General features: G+C 35.0%; 16 protein-coding genes and 1 tRNA gene. 5 read left to right on the top strand and 12 right to left on the bottom strand.

Going from position 1 to position 16,341, the window contains the following annotated elements; all coding sequences use genetic code 11:
* Positions 1 to 65 precede the first annotated feature (65 nt).
* Positions 66 to 1,238: a mannonate dehydratase gene (gene uxuA, locus D0T53_RS05490; RefSeq protein WP_163265889.1), complete on the bottom strand. Its 1,173-nt coding sequence runs from the start codon at positions 1,236 to 1,238 to the stop codon at positions 66 to 68.
* Between the two features lie 25 nt (positions 1,239 to 1,263).
* Entirely contained in the window at positions 1,264 to 2,079 is an 816-nt protein-coding gene (locus D0T53_RS05485) for an SDR family oxidoreductase (RefSeq protein ID WP_163265887.1), read from the bottom strand.
* A 336-nt stretch (positions 2,080 to 2,415) separates the two neighbouring features.
* On the opposite strand from D0T53_RS05485, the gene D0T53_RS05480 reads away from it, so the two are divergent.
* A complete protein-coding gene (locus D0T53_RS05480) occupies positions 2,416 to 5,409 on the top strand; it encodes a glycoside hydrolase family 3 N-terminal domain-containing protein (RefSeq protein ID WP_163265886.1) in 2,994 nt (997 codons plus the stop codon).
* A 52-nt stretch (positions 5,410 to 5,461) separates the two neighbouring features.
* On the opposite strand, the gene D0T53_RS05475 is transcribed toward D0T53_RS05480, so the two are convergent.
* The 7 genes from D0T53_RS05475 to D0T53_RS05445 all read right to left on the bottom strand — a co-directional run bounded on the left by D0T53_RS05475 (position 5,462) and on the right by D0T53_RS05445 (position 9,992).
* Positions 5,462 to 6,421, bottom strand: a complete 960-nt coding sequence (locus D0T53_RS05475) for a DUF4252 domain-containing protein (RefSeq protein ID WP_163265885.1) — start codon at positions 6,419 to 6,421, stop codon at positions 5,462 to 5,464.
* Positions 6,422 to 6,427: 6 nt separating this feature from the next.
* The gene (locus D0T53_RS05470) at positions 6,428 to 6,925 is read right to left on the bottom strand and encodes a hypothetical protein (RefSeq protein WP_163265883.1); all 498 of its coding nucleotides are present in this window, start codon (positions 6,923 to 6,925) and stop codon (positions 6,428 to 6,430) included.
* Complete coding sequence (locus D0T53_RS05465; RefSeq protein WP_163265881.1) at positions 6,922 to 7,425, bottom strand: RNA polymerase sigma factor; 504 nt, start codon at positions 7,423 to 7,425, stop codon at positions 6,922 to 6,924. Before D0T53_RS05465 ends, D0T53_RS05470 begins: the two co-directional genes overlap by 4 nt.
* 9 nt (positions 7,426 to 7,434) lie before the next feature.
* Positions 7,435 to 7,884 carry a DUF4252 domain-containing protein gene (locus D0T53_RS05460; RefSeq protein ID WP_163265879.1) on the bottom strand — a complete coding sequence of 150 codons (450 nt, stop codon included), beginning with the start codon at positions 7,882 to 7,884 and terminating at the stop codon, positions 7,435 to 7,437.
* Between the two features lie 577 nt (positions 7,885 to 8,461).
* Positions 8,462 to 8,683 carry a DUF2795 domain-containing protein gene (locus D0T53_RS05455; protein ID WP_163265877.1) on the bottom strand — a complete coding sequence of 74 codons (222 nt, stop codon included), beginning with the start codon at positions 8,681 to 8,683 and terminating at the stop codon, positions 8,462 to 8,464.
* A 56-nt stretch (positions 8,684 to 8,739) separates the two neighbouring features.
* Complete coding sequence (locus D0T53_RS05450; RefSeq protein WP_163265875.1) at positions 8,740 to 9,303, bottom strand: cob(I)yrinic acid a,c-diamide adenosyltransferase; 564 nt, start codon at positions 9,301 to 9,303, stop codon at positions 8,740 to 8,742.
* Between the two features lie 5 nt (positions 9,304 to 9,308).
* A complete protein-coding gene (locus D0T53_RS05445) occupies positions 9,309 to 9,992 on the bottom strand; it encodes a class I SAM-dependent methyltransferase (protein ID WP_163265873.1) in 684 nt (227 codons plus the stop codon).
* Positions 9,993 to 10,093: 101 nt separating this feature from the next.
* Between D0T53_RS05445 and D0T53_RS05440 the strand changes: the two genes are divergently transcribed.
* From D0T53_RS05440 to D0T53_RS05430, 3 genes are all read left to right on the top strand, one after another.
* Positions 10,094 to 10,990 (top strand): class I SAM-dependent methyltransferase, encoded by an 897-nt coding sequence (locus tag D0T53_RS05440; protein WP_163265871.1) that lies wholly within the window; start codon positions 10,094 to 10,096, stop codon positions 10,988 to 10,990.
* Positions 10,991 to 11,067: 77 nt separating this feature from the next.
* Positions 11,068 to 11,141 (top strand) — tRNA-Ile (locus D0T53_RS05435).
* Between the two features lie 122 nt (positions 11,142 to 11,263).
* Complete coding sequence (locus D0T53_RS05430) at positions 11,264 to 12,463, top strand: site-specific integrase (RefSeq protein ID WP_163266160.1); 1,200 nt, start codon at positions 11,264 to 11,266, stop codon at positions 12,461 to 12,463.
* A 19-nt stretch (positions 12,464 to 12,482) separates the two neighbouring features.
* Here the strand turns inward: D0T53_RS05430 and D0T53_RS05425 are convergent, their stop codons facing one another.
* The 3 genes from D0T53_RS05425 to D0T53_RS05415 are packed head-to-tail and all read right to left on the bottom strand — an operon-like array spanning position 12,483 to position 14,562.
* Positions 12,483 to 13,172, bottom strand: coding sequence for a hypothetical protein (locus D0T53_RS05425; RefSeq protein WP_163265869.1), 690 nt, complete (start codon positions 13,170 to 13,172; stop codon positions 12,483 to 12,485).
* A gap of 51 nt (positions 13,173 to 13,223) precedes the next feature.
* The gene (locus D0T53_RS05420) at positions 13,224 to 14,006 is read right to left on the bottom strand and encodes a hypothetical protein (RefSeq protein ID WP_163265867.1); all 783 of its coding nucleotides are present in this window, start codon (positions 14,004 to 14,006) and stop codon (positions 13,224 to 13,226) included.
* Positions 14,007 to 14,010: 4 nt separating this feature from the next.
* Positions 14,011 to 14,562, bottom strand: a complete 552-nt coding sequence (locus tag D0T53_RS05415; RefSeq protein WP_163265865.1) for a hypothetical protein — start codon at positions 14,560 to 14,562, stop codon at positions 14,011 to 14,013.
* 704 nt (positions 14,563 to 15,266) lie between these two features.
* Between D0T53_RS05415 and D0T53_RS05410 the strand changes: the two genes are divergently transcribed.
* The gene (locus D0T53_RS05410; RefSeq protein WP_255489399.1) at positions 15,267 to 16,277 is read left to right on the top strand and encodes a DEAD/DEAH box helicase family protein; all 1,011 of its coding nucleotides are present in this window, start codon (positions 15,267 to 15,269) and stop codon (positions 16,275 to 16,277) included.
* Positions 16,278 to 16,341: the final 64 nt, after the last annotated feature.

Below are 16,341 nucleotides of genomic sequence, written 5' to 3'. Positions count from 1 at the left end.
CCGCCCTTCTCACGAAGAGCGACCCCTGAATTAGTACAATTATAAATCAATAATATTTTTATCGTTCAACTAAATATCGTTTTAGCAATACCCAGTTCTAAACCTCGCAATTCGGCCAACCCCCGAAGACGCCCTATACAGGAATAACCCGGGTTTGTTTTCTTATTCAGGTCATCAATCATCTGATGTCCATGATCGGGTCGGAATGGTATAGACACACCCTGTCTTTGTTGTATTTCAAGAAAACCTTTCATCACGTTATACATGTCTACATCTCCTTCCAGATGGTTTGCTTCGAAAAAGTTTCCTTCACTATCGCGTTTTGTCGACCGCAGATGAACAAAATACACCCTGTCGCCAAATTCTAAAATCATTCTGGGTAAATCGTTATCAGCCCTTACTCCAAAAGAACCTGTACAGAAGCACAAACCGTTAGACTTATTCGGCACAGCATCAATCAATGCCTGAAAATCACTTCCTGTACTTAGTACACGGGGTAAACCTAATATTCCATACGGAGGATCATCGGGGTGAATTGCCAGTTGCACGCCAACTTCATCCGCAACAGGCGCAATTTCTTTCAAGAAATCGATTAAGTTCGAACGCAATCTTGCTTCATCAATGCCTTTATACCTGTCAAGTTGAGCCTGAAATTCAGCCAGAGTAAAACTCTCTTCAGCTCCGGGTAATCCGGCAATCATGTTGCGAACCAACAAATCTTTATCAGCCTGACTCATTTTATCGAATCGGGCTTTCGCTTTTGCAATCTCCTCCTCGGTATAATTCTTCTCTGCACCCGGACGCTTCAGAATAAATAGCTCAAATGCAATAAAAGCCGCACGCTCGAAACGGAGAGCCTTCGATCCATCGGGCATAGTATATGCCAAATCGGTACGAGTCCAATCCAGCACAGGCATAAAATTGTAAGTAACTATCATCACTCCACATTTTGCCAAATTCCGAATGCTTTTTTTATAATTTTCTATGTATTGCTTGTAATTTCCTTCCTGAGTTTTTATATGTTCATGTACAGGAATACTTTCCACAACCGACCATTTAAGACCTACAGCTTCAATTTCAGCTATACGCTTCTGTATTTCCTCAACAGTCCATATTTCACCATTTTTTATATGGTGCAACGCAGTAACAATACCTGTTGCTCCTGCTTGCTTAATATCTGATAATTGCACAGAATCGTTTGGCCCATACCAACGCCATGTTTGCTCACTGAGTATCATAATCTAAACTTATTATTTTTAATCATTAGATAGAGAACGAATCGAAACCGCCATCTATCACCAATAAAGTACCTGTTACAAATTTCGAAGCATCGCTCATCAAATAATGTACCGAGCCAAGAAGTTCGTCGGCCTCTCCAAACCTGTTAAACGGTGTATGTCCTAAAATTGTTTTGGAACGCGGAGTAAACGATCCATCAGGATTGATTAATAGGTCGCGATTCTGATTTGTAACAAAAAATCCGGGCACCAAAGCATTTACTCTGTAATCTCCCTCAAATTTAAGGCTTAATTCTCCTGCCAGATATTTAGTGAAATTTGCCACAGCAGCTTTTGCCGCACCATAACCTGCTACACGGGTAAGTGGACGTAAAGCCGACTCGGATGCAAAATTTATTATATTCCCTTTTCCGTTATCGACCATCGCTTTTGCAAAAACTATGGACGGAATAACCGTTCCGAAAAGATTTAAATCGACAACTTTCTTGAAATCATCAATATTAAGATCGAAAATTGTTTTATCCGGCGGTATTGTCGCTCCGGGCATATTTCCTCCGGCTGCATTAATAAGAACATCTATCTGCCCGTATTTATCGAGTATATCAGCACGGTTTTGCTCTAATATCTCTTTTTTGAGTACATCGGTTAACAGAAATACAGCCTCTCCTCCACTTGCTTTTATTTTAGCCACCAACTCATTACCTTTATCCTGTAACCTGTCTAAAATAACAACTTTACATCCTTGAGCTGCTAAATATTGTGCTATATCTGAACCGAGCACCCCGACTCCTCCTGTAATAACAACAACTTTACTTTTAATGTCAAACAAATTTTCGTTCATAAAATCACATTTAACTTCTTATACCGTTTTTATAAAATGGTGTGCACGCACACAGTATGGCAAAAGTAACAATTATAAAGAGAAAGTAAAATATGTGTTCGCGCACATATTTTAGAGTATAAGTATAACTAATTCAGTACAAGAAGTTTAAATGCAACATGTTTAATAACATAAAATTAACCTCTTGGAGTATTTTTAAACATTGTCGATAATCTATTTAACAACATTTATCAACAAGAATAATGACATATATGTTAACTTTGATAGTACTTTTGCAAAAAAATAATTTTCGACTTACATTTTGCTATTAAGGCAAAAGAGAAATAACAATAAAAAATGAAATTAAAAATATTCTTCGCATATATATCAATTGCTTGCTTATTCTCATCTTACACACATTCTCAAAACAACCCGATTCCAACTTCTTTATATCAGAATATAGATAAAAAGAAAATGAATCAATGGGTCGACTCGGTATTCAATACAATGAGTCTTGACGAAAAAATAGGTCAAACTATTATGGTTATGGCTGCAGGCGACAACTCGCAAGCGAACAGAAACAAGCTTCAAAAACTAGTTGAAGAGCAACATGTAGGAAGCATTGTATTTTCTAAAACAACGCCATTGGATCAGGCTGCACTAACCAATTTGTGTCAGGAAAAAGCTAAGATTCCTTTATTGATAGCTCTTGATGGAGAATGGGGGCTATCGATGCGTATGGATAATACGATACGTTTCCCTCGAAATATGACGATAGGTGCTATACAAGACGACTCGTTAATTTTCCGTTACGGACAAGAAGTAGCACGTCAATGCCGATTGATGGGTATACACGTAAATTTCGCTCCGGCTGTCGACATAAACAGTAATCCGGCCAATCCGGTAATCGGGACGCGATCGTTTGGAGAAAATCCCGAAAAGGTATCAAAATACGGAATTTTATATTCGAAAGGGCTCGAAAGCGGAGGAGTAATGTCTGTTGCCAAACATTTTCCGGGACATGGCGACACTTCTGCCGATTCGCACAAGGAATTACCTGTAATAAACCATAAAACAGAACGATTGGAAGCCGTAGAAATCCTTCCCTTCAAAAATTATATCGAAGCGGGCTTGTCGGGTATAATGACCGCTCATCTTAATATCCCCGCTTTGGACAAATCGGGGTTACCCAGCTCTCTGTCAAAATCAATTGTAACCGATCTTCTTCAAAACAAATTAGGCTTTACAGGATTAATCTTTACCGATGGTTTAGCAATGCGGGGAGTATCGACCCAACCTGATATGAGTATGAAAGCCTTGCTTGCAGGAAATGATATTCTGTTGGGACCTATTTCGCCCGAAAAAGAGTTCAATGCTATAAAATTGGCTTTACAGAAAGATCCGAAACTTGAGAAAACAATAGAAGAACGTTGCCGGAAAGTATTAACATACAAATACATATTAAATGTACCGACTATAAACAGAGCAGAAACAGATAACTTACTTACCCGCTTAAACACTTCTTATGGTAATTGGATAGCACGTAAGTTAAACCAAAAGTCTATAACACTATTACAAAACGAGAAAGACCTTTTGCCTCTGAAGCACCTTGATAAAAACCAAATTGCAGCAATATCGATAGGTGGGTTTGACGGAAACATGTTCCATCAAACATTGCGAGCCTATGGTAATGTATCGTGCTTCGATGTTAGCGATGGCAGCGAATTGCTTCAGCTAAAAAGCACTTTATCCGATTATAATACTGTTATTATATCCGTTCATAACAATAAAGTGCATAACAATAGTGCGATACAAAGTATACTGGAAGAGAAAAAAGGTATAATGGTATTCTTCACATCGCCTTACCGCATGTCGCCATATGCCTTGAGTCTGAAAAAAACAGATGCGGTTATTGTGGCTTACGAAAATACCCCTTTCGCTCAGGAATATGCTGCGCAAGCTATTTTTGGAGGCAATAGTATAGATGGGAAGTTACCTGTAACCGTTCGCGATTTATACAAAGAAGGCGAAGGGCTACACACCCGCAAAATACGTTTATCATACAATTTACCTGAGGACATAGGAATACCTTCCGAAAAACTTCGGGGAATAGACTCTATTGTATATAATGGAATTGCCGAAAAAGCTTTTCCCGGATGTCAGGTTTTAATTGCAAAAGACGGAGTGGTAATTTATAACCAATCGTTCGGAAAGTTTGAATACAAAGGCGACAGATACGTAAAAAATACAGATATATACGATCTTGCTTCCATGACTAAAGGCACGGCAACTGTTCCTGCAATAATGAAGTTATACGACCAGAAGAAAATAACCTTGCAATCGGAACTCAGTTCGTATATTCCCGCATTAAAGGGTACTGATAAATCGAAAATAACAATACGCGACGCTTTATTGCACGAAACAGGACTGACATCATTCATCCCATATTATATGCCTGCCATCGACAAAAACAGTTATACGGGCAGGCTTTTTTCGAACAAGCAATCGGACATATATAATGCAAGGCTGGATAACAACACATGGGGGCGAACCGATTATAAATTCGACCCTAAGTTGATATCAACCACTCCAAAATCGGGTTTTAGCTTACAAGTAACCGAAAATATGTATGCCAATACTGTATACAAAGACTCAATTATCGGGATGATTGCCAAATCGAAACTCAGGAGCAACAAAAACTATCTTTACAGTTGTCTCAACTTCATGTTGTTGAAAGAGGTTGTTGAGGCTGAGGCAAAAACAAATTTGAATACATTTCTACAGAAAAATTTCTTCGATAAACTTGGAGCCACCACAACAACTTTCAATCCCTTGAACAAGCTGTTGTATAAAGATAATATTGCCCCTACCGAGCGAGACGCTTTCTTTCGTAAACAATTGATCCAAGGATTCGCACACGACGAAGGAGCAGCCTTGTTAGGAGGAATAAGCGGTAATGCCGGGCTGTTTTCCAACGCTAACGATTTGGCTAAATTATACCAAATGTGGTTGAACAAAGGCGAATATGGTGGCGAACGTTATTTGAGTAGCGAAACCTGTAAACTATTTACAACGGCTAAAAGCGCCAAAAGTAGGAGAGGATTGGGGTTTGACAAACCCGAAGGACGTAATAACAAGTCGAGTCCTTGTAGCCCGCAAACTCCGCTCAACACCTATGGACATACGGGTTTTACAGGAACTTGCTTTTGGATAGACCCCGACAATAACCTCATTTACATATTCTTATCAAACAGAATTTACGATAGTCGTACTAATCGTGGGTTGATGGAACTAAACATAAGATCCCGCATACAGGAAGAAATATACAATGCATTGAGAGTCCGAAATTGACAAATTTTGCATTTTAATAGCCTAAGGCTGCTTCACTTCTACAACAACTCTGCTAATATAAAAAATCCATCGAAAACTCAGATATTTCAGGAAACTCTATATCCGGAATCATCATAATATCAGGAGCTTTATTCATTTCCTTTCGTGCATCCTCTAACTGTTTACGCATTTCTTCTACTTGTGTTTGAGTTTGCTTACGCAATTTTTGAGCCTCGCGCATCGATTTTTCTCTATTTTTTTCTGCTTCACGCAACATCTGCTCTCTCATTTTTTGAGCTTCTTCTCGCAATTTCTCGGCCTCTTTTAAAGCTTTTTCTCTTTCTTTTAAAGCCTCCTCACGAGCCTTCAATGCCTCTTCTCTGGCCTTTTGAGCTTCTTTCCGGGCTTGTTCGGCATTGACATGAGCTTGGCTACGAGCTCTATCTGCTTCCTCCCTTGCCTGTTCGCGGGCCTTTCGCGCCTCTTCTTTGGCTTTCTGTACCTCCTCGCGAGCGCGTTCGCGGGCTTCCCGAGCCTTTCGCCTCTGCTCCTCTGCCTCCTTACGATCTTTACCACGATCTTTGCCCGAAGTAAGTTTTTGCAAATCCTTAGCCGATATATTACCAACTATTCGGATCAGATTTATTTCTTTCGCCTCATCACTTAACATTAATAACTCCGAGCTGTTATTGTTTATCTTCCTGATATAAAATACTGTTTTCGAACCATTGTCTTTCATAAACATCGTTTGTTCATAAGACCCCTTTTTCACAATATTATCAATCTCATTCCTCACATTTTTCACACTGCTCTCTCTATCGGCAGATATTATGGTTATAGAGTTTAATTTTCCGGCAATACTACCTACATCAACACCCTGAGTTTTAATATCGGGCATTAATTTAAGCATCGAACTGGATATATGCACCACATCAGTCCCTTTGAGCTTTGCCAAATTTTCGAAAGCCTCGTCTTGAGCCTTCAAAGAACCAACAATCGCTATCATTACCAGTATAATTATAAATCGTTTCATATCTATTTATTTTATAAAACTATCCTCGGCTTCTTCTAATCTTCCCAATCCGCTATTCAACTTCGACGACACTTCCAATAAAACACTTTGGGTTTGCTTGTAAGCATCTTCGGGTTCGTCGTAAGTATCCACTAACATTTTATCATTGCTTGCTGTATTTTCCTGAATATACACTCCTGCTAAAATGGCAATAAGTAAAACTGCCGCAACACCTGACACCCATCGCCACAATCCGACTTTTTTTCTTGCAGGTTTTTCTTTATCTAACTCTTCGAGCCCGTCAATCAACATACCCAGCCTATCTTCAAGCCCCTGAGGTATGGGTACATTCTCGTTATAATGCGAAGAGTATATTTGCATAAATAGCTCTTTATCGTCCTCTAAATCAGGATCGATATTGCCATTTGTAAAATAACGGCATAATTCCTGCTCCTGAGCTACATTTGTTTCTCCTTCGTAAAAAGCTTCGAGCAATTGTTTTATTTTATTGGTATCGCTCATCATCTATTTATAAATAATTCTTTTAATCTCTTCCTTCCTCTCGACAAAAGGACTCTTATATGTATATTTGTGAGACCTGTTATTTCTTCGATTTCTTCGGTCGAGTATTCTTCGTAATGCTTAAGTACAAATACTCTTCGTTGTTGTTCGGGCAATAAATCTATCAGATATTTAACGTGCTCCAAATCATCTTGCATATCAATGCGCTCCGAAAATTCAACCGAATTGGCAACATCCACATGCATACTGACATCATCGGACAATTGGCTAACTTTATTACGTTTCGACCTCAAAACATCCAAACACATATTCTTAACTATTTGCACACAATACGCCTCACAGTTCTGAATAGAATGCAGCTCGCCACGCTTATCCCACAGCTTTATATATGCATCCTGAATAACATCTTCTGCTTCGAATGTGTTTTCAAGTAATCGAAAGGCTATGTGATACAGCTTTTGATGATATGGCAAATATTGTTGTTTGAATCCTTCGGCAGTCATCAGCCTTTTTTAAAAATTTGCAACAACTGAATTTATTTCTGATTTATGGATGTTCCCTTTAATAAGTACCAATAAAGGTTCGGAGCCTGTTTTGGCTACAAATAAAGATTTTACTGTATCGTCCTCTATTTTTACATTAACAATAACAGTTTCGTCGTCACCATTTTTACGTACTAAAGTTTCATATCCATCCAACTTTAATTTTTCGACTTCCTTCTCAAATTGTTTTTTTATTTTATCGTCACACGATTTTAACATTAATACTTTCAACGATTCGAACGTAGCTGAACTTTCGTTTAAACTATTTTTGAATGATTTTAACAACGATCCGCTTAACGAAACCAACTCAACTTGTTTTTCTCCGGCAAAACGGTCGAGGAATTTTTCTGCGTTTTTTGCAATACTAATATGTGTTGACAAAAACAGTAGCACAAACAATAATAATAGATTTTTTTTCATAACATCCCAATCTTCTGAACATTTATTTTTTGCCCTTTATATAAGAGACGAAGCTAAAGATATAAATGTTACAACGTGTCATAATTAATAAAGGTACAAAATAGTAAAATCATTTTTTTTTGAAATACAAATATAAAATTATCGAAACTCTACTTATGTAGAATTACACCTTCATTATAGTAAGCCCAAATACGTTTTTTACGCAAAACCTGACATATCTGACAGCTTTTCAAAAAAAATAATTCTGATTGTTTTGATTGTTTTTTTGTGTTCAAAATTCGAAAACCTGACAACTTCTGTCAAATTCTAATTCTTTTTATTCTTTACAAAACTAGTAATCAATAAAGACCTATTATATAGATAATACTAAACGATAAAGGCAGGCTGTTGCAGGCTGCCTTTAGAACATTATTATATTTAATTTCAATGCTTTTCGTAATTTTCTATCAATAGATTAAATACATCTTCTTTCAAAACTAAAAAGTTTAATCGAAATAAAAAGGCTAGAGTAATATTATTACTCTAGCCTCCTTCTCTATATATGCTTATTTTTTAAGCGTTCTGTGCCTTCGCCAGATCAATATTCATCCTCGTTAAAGAAGAAATCTTCTTTACTTGGATAGTCTGGCCATATGTCTTCTATTGTGTCATAAACTTCACCTTCGTCCTCAAGTTCCTGCAGGTTTTCAATAACCTCAAGAGGAGCTCCCGAACGCTGAGCATAGTCAATCAACTCTTCTTTAGTGGCAGGCCATGGGGCATCTTCTAATTTTGAAGCAAGTTCTAATGTCCAATACATAGTATAACCTAATTATTAAATTATAAATTAAAATTTCCGCAAAAATAGAACAATATTTATAACAAACAAGTATTGTCCCAAAATATTTCGTTTCCAGCTTTATTTGCCTTATAACGAGCAAGCATAAAAAAATAGTCCGATAACCGGTTCATAAACATAAGCACATGTTCGTCAACAGGGGATATTTCGTTTATCCTATGTATACAACGTTCAGCCCTACGGCACACTGTACGGCAGATATGAGCCCTTGATGCAGCTTCGCTACCTCCGGGAAGAACAAATTGTTTTAACGGAGGAACTTCCGAATCCATCCTGTCTATTTCGCGTTCCAATACGGCAATATCTTTATCATATATAATACTCTTATCCCGAACTGCTGTTGTTTCTGTATCAGTAGCAAGATATGAACCTACATTGAACAACTTATGCTGAACAAATGATAAAACTTTCGCAACTTCTTCCGTTTCTACTTCACATATCAAAAATCCCAGAAACGAATTCAACTCATCAACCGTCCCATAAGCCTCAAGCCTTATATGGGTTTTAGCTACGCGCTTACCTCCAACCAAGGACGTTTTTCCTGCATCGCCTGTTTTTGTATATATTTTACTTTTTCCCATTTCTATTAAAAACTTATTCTGTAATTACGTTTAAATAGTTTCGGATTGAAAAACAGAATTCCCTCGTGATACAAATCGAGAGATACTGTTACCTTCTGCGAATCCCTCAGATTCTTCCATAACGCCTGACGCTTCTTATTTGTTCGTATACCTTTAATAATAATGAAAGATTCGTTGCCCACAATGCCAAATAATGTATCGAAAAAGAATGATTTGTCAGCATCATAGTTTCTCAGGTCAACACATATGCAGTCTTGTATCTCACTAACTTGCGGAACCTTGTCTGTATGTAGTGTAATATTCCTGCCCCATTCGCGATAAAGAAGCTGAGCCGATTTATACTTTTTCTCCTGCAATTCGATACCTATACATTTTATATCCGACGATGGTGCTGTAAGGCATAGAGTATTTACACCTGTACCTGCTCCTATCTCCAATATCTTTTTCGAATTAAAATAATTAACCAGCTTGAAAGATAAAAGGTTGCTTTTGTTTAGCTGCTGATTGAGGTTGAAACTGCCTGATATAAATTCTTTTATCTCGTTGTAGGCATAAAAAGGACGCTTTTCTTCTATAACTCTTGTTACAAGTCCGAATACAAAGGGCGAATGGATTCCATGTCCGCGATGATGGCGGATTTTATAATATAATCTTAATCCTGTTCTTGATAAGCGATAGATTTTAGGCATATGCTAATAAAATGTGCCCAAAAGTAATAGAGTTTTTGTAATCTGCCAATCATTTGTTTATAAAGTATTGTTAATATCTTTGTCCTTATAAATAATAATTTATGAATTTGCTAGAACCTCAATACTGGACCGACTACGAACTGATAGATTCGGGCAACTACGAAAAGCTCGAACGTTTCGGAAAATACATTATAGCACGCCCCGAACCTCAGGCTGTCTGGACTAAAAGTTTACCCGAAACAGAATGGGAAAAACTTGCGAATGCTACCTTTAGACAAGAAAAAAAGAAAAACAACTCGCCCGATGGGAATGAACGGGGAAGCTGGATGCAGAAAAAAGATATGCCCGACCAGTGGTTTATCAGTTATCATTACAAAAATATGAAGTTAAGGTTCCGTTTGGGCATGACTTCTTTTAAACATGTCGGGATATTTCCCGAACAAGCCGAAAACTGGAACTATATTTACGATTCTGTAACGGAAATGAGTGTCGCTCAACCCAAAGTTCTTAATCTGTTTGCTTATACAGGCGGAGCGTCAATTGCTGCGAAAAGTGCAGGAGCCGATATAACCCATGTAGACTCGGTGAAGCAAGTTATAAACTGGTCGAAAGAAAACATGGAAGCCTCAGGGTTAAATGACATTCGTTGGGTTGTAGAAGATGCGTTGAAGTTTTGTCGCAGAGAAGTAAAGCGTGGTAAAAAATATAATGGTATAATTCTTGACCCTCCTGCATATGGTCGTGGACCCGATGGCGAGAAATGGATACTTGAAGACAATATTAGCGAAATAATGGAATTGTGTAAAGATTTGTTAGAGCCCAAAAATGCATTTCTTGTTCTCAATCTGTATTCAATGGGATTTTCAGCCATTATTGCCGAAAATTTAATGAAATGTTATTTTCCCGATGTAAAGCACTGTGAATATGGGGAGTTACTAATTCCTGAAAGATCAGGGAAACGCCTTCCGTTAAGTATCTTTGCCCGATTTAGAAAATAATTTTATGCCCTACTATTGCATAATTAAGGAAAAAGCAGTAATATTGCATCCGATTTCGGGATAACCTCCGAAAATCAGGTCCTATAGCTCAGTTGGTTAGAGCATCTGACTCATAATCAGGGGGTCCCTGGTTCAAGCCCAGGTGGGACCACAGAAAATGAAGCACTTACAATAAAGTAGGTGCTTTCTATTTTTTATATACTACCATTTTACTATAGTTTAAACACGGCTTTTCGACGTTTAGTTAAACCAAGAGTTAAACCAAAAACTCAAATGAATGCAACAGTTAATGTCGTATTATTCAAGTCGAAAACGCTTGCAGATGGTTCACATCCGTTAATGATAAGAATCTGCAAAAACAATAAGAAGAAGTATAAAAGTTTAGGTATCTCAATTCAACCGCAATTTTGGGATTTTGAAAAGAACAAACCTAAACGTAATTGTCCGAATAAAGACAGCATACAAACTATAATCATAGAGAAAACAAAAGAATTTTCGGGGCAAATAATTGAATTTAAGACTATTAACAAAGATTTTACCGTCTCAAGTCTAATTGAAAAAGTTGAAGCACCTACTGTTAATAATACAGTTCAGCAATTATTTAATTCTGAAATTGACCGACTAAGACAAGAGAATCGTCTGAAAACAGCATCTATATACAAGGAATTGTTAGTATCAATGTTAGATTTTAATACACATCTTGATATTTACTTTTCCGAAATAGATATTATTTGGCTAAGGGAATACGAAGCATTTTTGCGTAAAAAAGGATTATCCGATAATTCTTTAGGAGTTCGTTTCAGAACATTGAGGTCTATATTCAACAAGGCTATAGAACTGAATATTGTTAAACAAGAATACTATCCGTTTAAGGTTTATAAAGTCTCTAAACTTCATACAGAAACGGTTAAACGTGCAATTCAGAAATCAGATATTGAAGCAATAATAAACTACAATGCTGATAGTGAATACACACGTTTAGCAATAGACTTGTTTTATTTCTCATATCTATCAGGCGGTATAAACTTTGTCGATATAGCACACTTGACAAAAAGTAATATTATAGAGGATAGACTTGTTTACACAAGGAAAAAAACGAAGAAGTTAATAAAGATACCGTTGCAACTAAAAGCAAGTGAATTGATAGATAAATATTCAAATCTTAACAACCCTTATTTGTTTCCTATTTTTACTTCTTTTCATAAAACGGAGCAACAAAAAGCAAACAGGGTTCACAAGGTCTTAGCTATTATAAATAAACGACTGAAACAAATAGGTCAAGAATTAAATATACCTATTGATTTAACAACCTATGTGGCAAGACACTCATTTGCAACCGTTTTAAAACGTTCTGGTGTAAATACTTCAATAATTTCTGAATCTTTAGGGCATAGTTCGGAAAAGGTAACTCAAATCTATTTAGACAGCTTTGAAAATTCACAGATAAACGAAGCAATGAAGAATTTATTATGAAATATTTAATAGGGTGGAATTATTCTGCCCTATTTTTACTCGTTTTAATACTTATATAAATTAATAATATCTGAAATAATATTTGTATACCATAGTTTATATATGCTCTATCTAAAATTACAGGTATTAAACCAAATAGAAATTGTGTAAGCCAAATAAGTCCAGCACCAAGAGCAGATGATAAAATAAATATTATTATATATATTCCTACGCTTTGTTTATCTTTTATATCTGTTCTAAAGGGAGCAATAATACAAAGTATTAATAAAATTATTAAAGCTAAGATTTGAACGAAAGATGAAGTTATAGTATGCCATAATTGAGACCGATAAGGCATCTCTGGGAAAATTTCACTTATAAATGATGTGTTGTTTGATGAAGACGAATTAACTTCATTTTTAGAATCATTTACTAATTCTGTTTGTTTAAATAAATCTAAGAATTTCTCATAGAGATATTTTCTGTTTAATATTTCTTTTTCTTTTGAATCTAAGTAACTTAGTAATTCCTTATTATTAGTTGTCTGTTTAGTAGTTTCTATTTGTGATATTAATTCTATTTCTTTAGATGCAGAATAATAAAAAGTGAAGCCTACAAAATCATTTATCCCTATAATCAATATTATTAGAAGAACACCCCACAATATTTTTGATTTTATAGAATATTCTTTATTTAAGAATAAATTAAATAATTTATCAATTACACCCATAAAACATTTAGACTTCTATATATAACTGATTATTAAACAGTAAATTTTGTTTTATTCAATAATATTTTTTCCTGTCTCAATAAGAAATTTCACCCCAATCTCAATCATTTGTTTTTTTCCTTCTTTGACAAAATCTTTAACAAATTGTAAACCTTGTTTAGTCATTTTTGCCCAAATTATACTAATTTTTCTAGCAACCCATTTCTTAGATTTAGATGTAAGATTCTCTCTTAATTCTGTAATATCATTTTGAATATCTTCTATTTGAATTTGATTCTCTTCTGTCAAATATTGGGAGAGCTTTTGCTGTGTGCTTTCTAAAAAAGAATCAATAGCCAAAATGCGTTTAATACCAAAAGGTTTAATGTCTGCATCTTTATCGACAAATTCAAATTCCGCATAATATTCATCTGCAAAAGCTGAAACTATGGGATCATCATAGAAAGAATTAACTTTATCATATTCATCTAGCATATCTAACCATGCTTGAAAAACCTTAGATAAGTCAGACAAACGCACCGATTTTGAACTACTTTCCTTTTTTGTGGAAGAGGCAGGGTTTTGTAAAACACGTAATAAAACTTGTCCATCCCGTCCTGTTTGTTCATAATTTTTAATAATAAAGAAAAGTTTATGTTCTAAATCATAACATTCAAAGACATTAGATGTTTCTGATATAATTTTAAACTTTTCATCTTTCAAATGAACAAAAGGTTCAAATGCTTTTAAAAATTCTATTGAATAATCTTTTTTTGCCATATTACGATTATAAGTAAAAAAGCTGGCTAGGATAATGCACTTGGTTTGAGTTTGTAAGTATCTTACTATAATCATATCATTAATTTTTAATTGATGATAATAGAGTTATAGCTCCTTTAATAAACTGAGAAAGTTCTTCTTTCTGCTCTTCTGTTGCTTTACTTGCAGGTGAATCATATTTTGCAGAAGATAATTCATCTTCTGAATATACAGCTTCTTCTTTAAGTAAATCATATTTTCCTTTGAATACAATTGTTAGACCATCTTTTATAACTGTTCCGAGTTTATTATACATTACAACATTCTGTGCTGCATAAAAAATTTCTTCACAGTCGAAATCTAACTTTTGACAATCCATCAGAAACGAAAAGTTAAACAGAAGTTTAGTCATTGCATCTCTCAAATCTTTTTGGTACCCACTATGTGAAACACCTTTAACTCGATTGATACATTCCTCAATAACATTTCTACGCAAAGCAACATCCTTTTCACCAACTTGATTATTGAGCAGAGGCTCATATTTTTCATTGACTTTTAGAAATGGTGCTTTTGGTTTGCGAGGATTTGCTTTTTTAGGGTTTTGAGACTCTTCAGCGATGCCTTGTTCAGGACTTTTAGTGGAATTTTTCATTGTTAAAATTATTTATTAAAAAAACACGGCATCTTTTGCCGATATATCTTTTATGTCAAACCAAGAAAAAAATAATTTCAATTGTTATGAAAAACTAAAAGCAATTAAAGGATTTATAGATACTAATAAATACATCAAAGAACTAACCAGCTACAGATATGCTAGTTTGACATACTGTCGACATTGGTTTTGCTAAACTAATAAATAAAAATCAATTTAACACTTTAATCATGGCTATATTTTAACAAAAAAATATTGATAGCTATTTAGGTTAATTTATAAATACATGATTCATACCCTAACTTTAGCCCTAAACACACAATCTTTACCTAAAATTAGCATCTAACGAATAAAAATATGCTATACCTGGCTACAATTACAGGATATGCAATTTCCTCACTTTTTTCAAGATTGTTAATTAAGTATATTTGTATAAGAAATTTGGAAGAGGTGAAAAGTCTCAAAAATCAACTTTCATCCAAATTTTTGACTACAAGATAACGAAACGGATTTTTTGATTCTGAAATGGTAAAAACCTCTATAAGAAACAAAATAGTAAAAAATCCGTCCCCGAAAATTCAGATTCCTAGAACGGTTTTTTGTATTCGCAAACATAGAAAACTACTATAAAGAAAGAATACAAAAATTTTCCGTCCTACCTTTTTTCAGATTAAACAGCATAAAACATTATAAAATAATTAATCATGGATAAACGAATTATCCAAGCAAAGAAAGACTGTGAATATCTCAATGAATTTATGTCTGAACTCCCTGTAAACTGCTTATTTGACAAGGGAAAGACGGGTTGCGGTGGAACATCTATTGCAATCGAAAACGACAAAAACACCATTATTGCAATGCCTTATGTGAATGTTATTAAAAATAAGGTTGCTCAATATCCGAATGAAAAATGCGATAATAAGCTACTCGGAATCTATGAGGGTGTTACTAAAGATGAAATTTTAGATTATATCAGAAAGAACAAGATTAAAAAATTCGCTGTTACTTATGACAGCTTAGAGAGATTAATAAATCTATTACAGGAAGAAACAGATATTAATGTTTACAAAGAGTTCTTCTTATTAGTGGACGAGTGGCATATATTATTTAATAGTTATGCTTTTAGGAACAAGGCTGTTAAAAGGTTATTGAACCATGCAAGGCGATTCAAAGAAGTTACTTATATGACAGCAACCCCAATAGAAGAAGAATTTATTTTAAGGGAATTAAAGAATTTACCTGTTATAGAGGTACAATGGGACAATGTTACAACCGTTGATATAAAATTGGTTGTTACAAATCAGCCGATAAGAGTTGTTTGTGATTTGATTAACAGAGCTATTCGCACTCAAATATTTGGTAATCTGCATTTCTTCGTCAATAGTGTTGATTTTATTGCAGATGTTATTCAAAAAACAAAGTTATTACCCGAACAAGTAAGAGTTGTATGTTCTAAAAATGAGAAATCAGGCAAAGGCAATAAAAGTAATCAGAAGAAATTAGGAGATAACTATTTAATTGAAGATACTACAACACAGGCTAAATTAATCAACTTCTATACTTCAACATCGTTTGAGGGGTGTGATATATATGATAAAAACGGTAAAACATATATTGTTAGTGATAGAAGAAAATCTCATACATTATTAGATATATCTACTTTAATTATACAGATATGCGGACGAATAAGAGACTCCGATTATAGAACTGTATAATATAATTGAAAAGTAGTCCACTTAGTAATTGAAAAGTATACCACTAAGTGTCTCGGACGAGATG

It is taken from the genome of Dysgonomonas sp. 216 (assembly GCF_010501065.1).
In the GTDB taxonomy this organism is placed as follows: Bacteria; Bacteroidota; Bacteroidia; order Bacteroidales; family Dysgonomonadaceae; genus QVMM01.
This window is presented reverse-complemented; position numbering and strand designations above follow the sequence as displayed.

Excerpts from the sequence above, each read along its gene's own strand:
- D0T53_RS05440 (WP_163265871.1), top strand. The coding sequence starts at position 10,094 with ATGAATTTGCTAGAACCTCAATACTGGACCGACTACGAACTGATAGAT.
- D0T53_RS05485 (WP_163265887.1), bottom strand. The coding sequence starts at position 2,079 with ATGAACGAAAATTTGTTTGACATTAAAAGTAAAGTTGTTGTTATTACA.
- D0T53_RS05465 (WP_163265881.1), bottom strand. The coding sequence starts at position 7,425 with ATGACTGCCGAAGGATTCAAACAACAATATTTGCCATATCATCAAAAG.
- D0T53_RS05470 (WP_163265883.1), bottom strand. The coding sequence starts at position 6,925 with ATGATGAGCGATACCAATAAAATAAAACAATTGCTCGAAGCTTTTTAC.
- D0T53_RS05430 (WP_163266160.1), top strand. The coding sequence starts at position 11,264 with ATGAATGCAACAGTTAATGTCGTATTATTCAAGTCGAAAACGCTTGCA.
- D0T53_RS05425 (WP_163265869.1), bottom strand. The coding sequence starts at position 13,172 with ATGGGTGTAATTGATAAATTATTTAATTTATTCTTAAATAAAGAATAT.
- D0T53_RS05460 (WP_163265879.1), bottom strand. The coding sequence starts at position 7,884 with ATGAAAAAAAATCTATTATTATTGTTTGTGCTACTGTTTTTGTCAACA.
- D0T53_RS05475 (WP_163265885.1), bottom strand. The coding sequence starts at position 6,421 with ATGAAACGATTTATAATTATACTGGTAATGATAGCGATTGTTGGTTCT.
- D0T53_RS05445 (WP_163265873.1), bottom strand. The coding sequence starts at position 9,992 with ATGCCTAAAATCTATCGCTTATCAAGAACAGGATTAAGATTATATTAT.
- uxuA (WP_163265889.1), bottom strand. The coding sequence starts at position 1,238 with ATGATACTCAGTGAGCAAACATGGCGTTGGTATGGGCCAAACGATTCT.
- D0T53_RS05455 (WP_163265877.1), bottom strand. The coding sequence starts at position 8,683 with ATGTATTGGACATTAGAACTTGCTTCAAAATTAGAAGATGCCCCATGG.
- D0T53_RS05410 (WP_255489399.1), top strand. The coding sequence starts at position 15,267 with ATGGATAAACGAATTATCCAAGCAAAGAAAGACTGTGAATATCTCAAT.
- D0T53_RS05480 (WP_163265886.1), top strand. The coding sequence starts at position 2,416 with ATGAAATTAAAAATATTCTTCGCATATATATCAATTGCTTGCTTATTC.
- D0T53_RS05450 (WP_163265875.1), bottom strand. The coding sequence starts at position 9,303 with ATGGGAAAAAGTAAAATATATACAAAAACAGGCGATGCAGGAAAAACG.
- D0T53_RS05415 (WP_163265865.1), bottom strand. The coding sequence starts at position 14,562 with ATGAAAAATTCCACTAAAAGTCCTGAACAAGGCATCGCTGAAGAGTCT.
- D0T53_RS05420 (WP_163265867.1), bottom strand. The coding sequence starts at position 14,006 with ATGATTATAGTAAGATACTTACAAACTCAAACCAAGTGCATTATCCTA.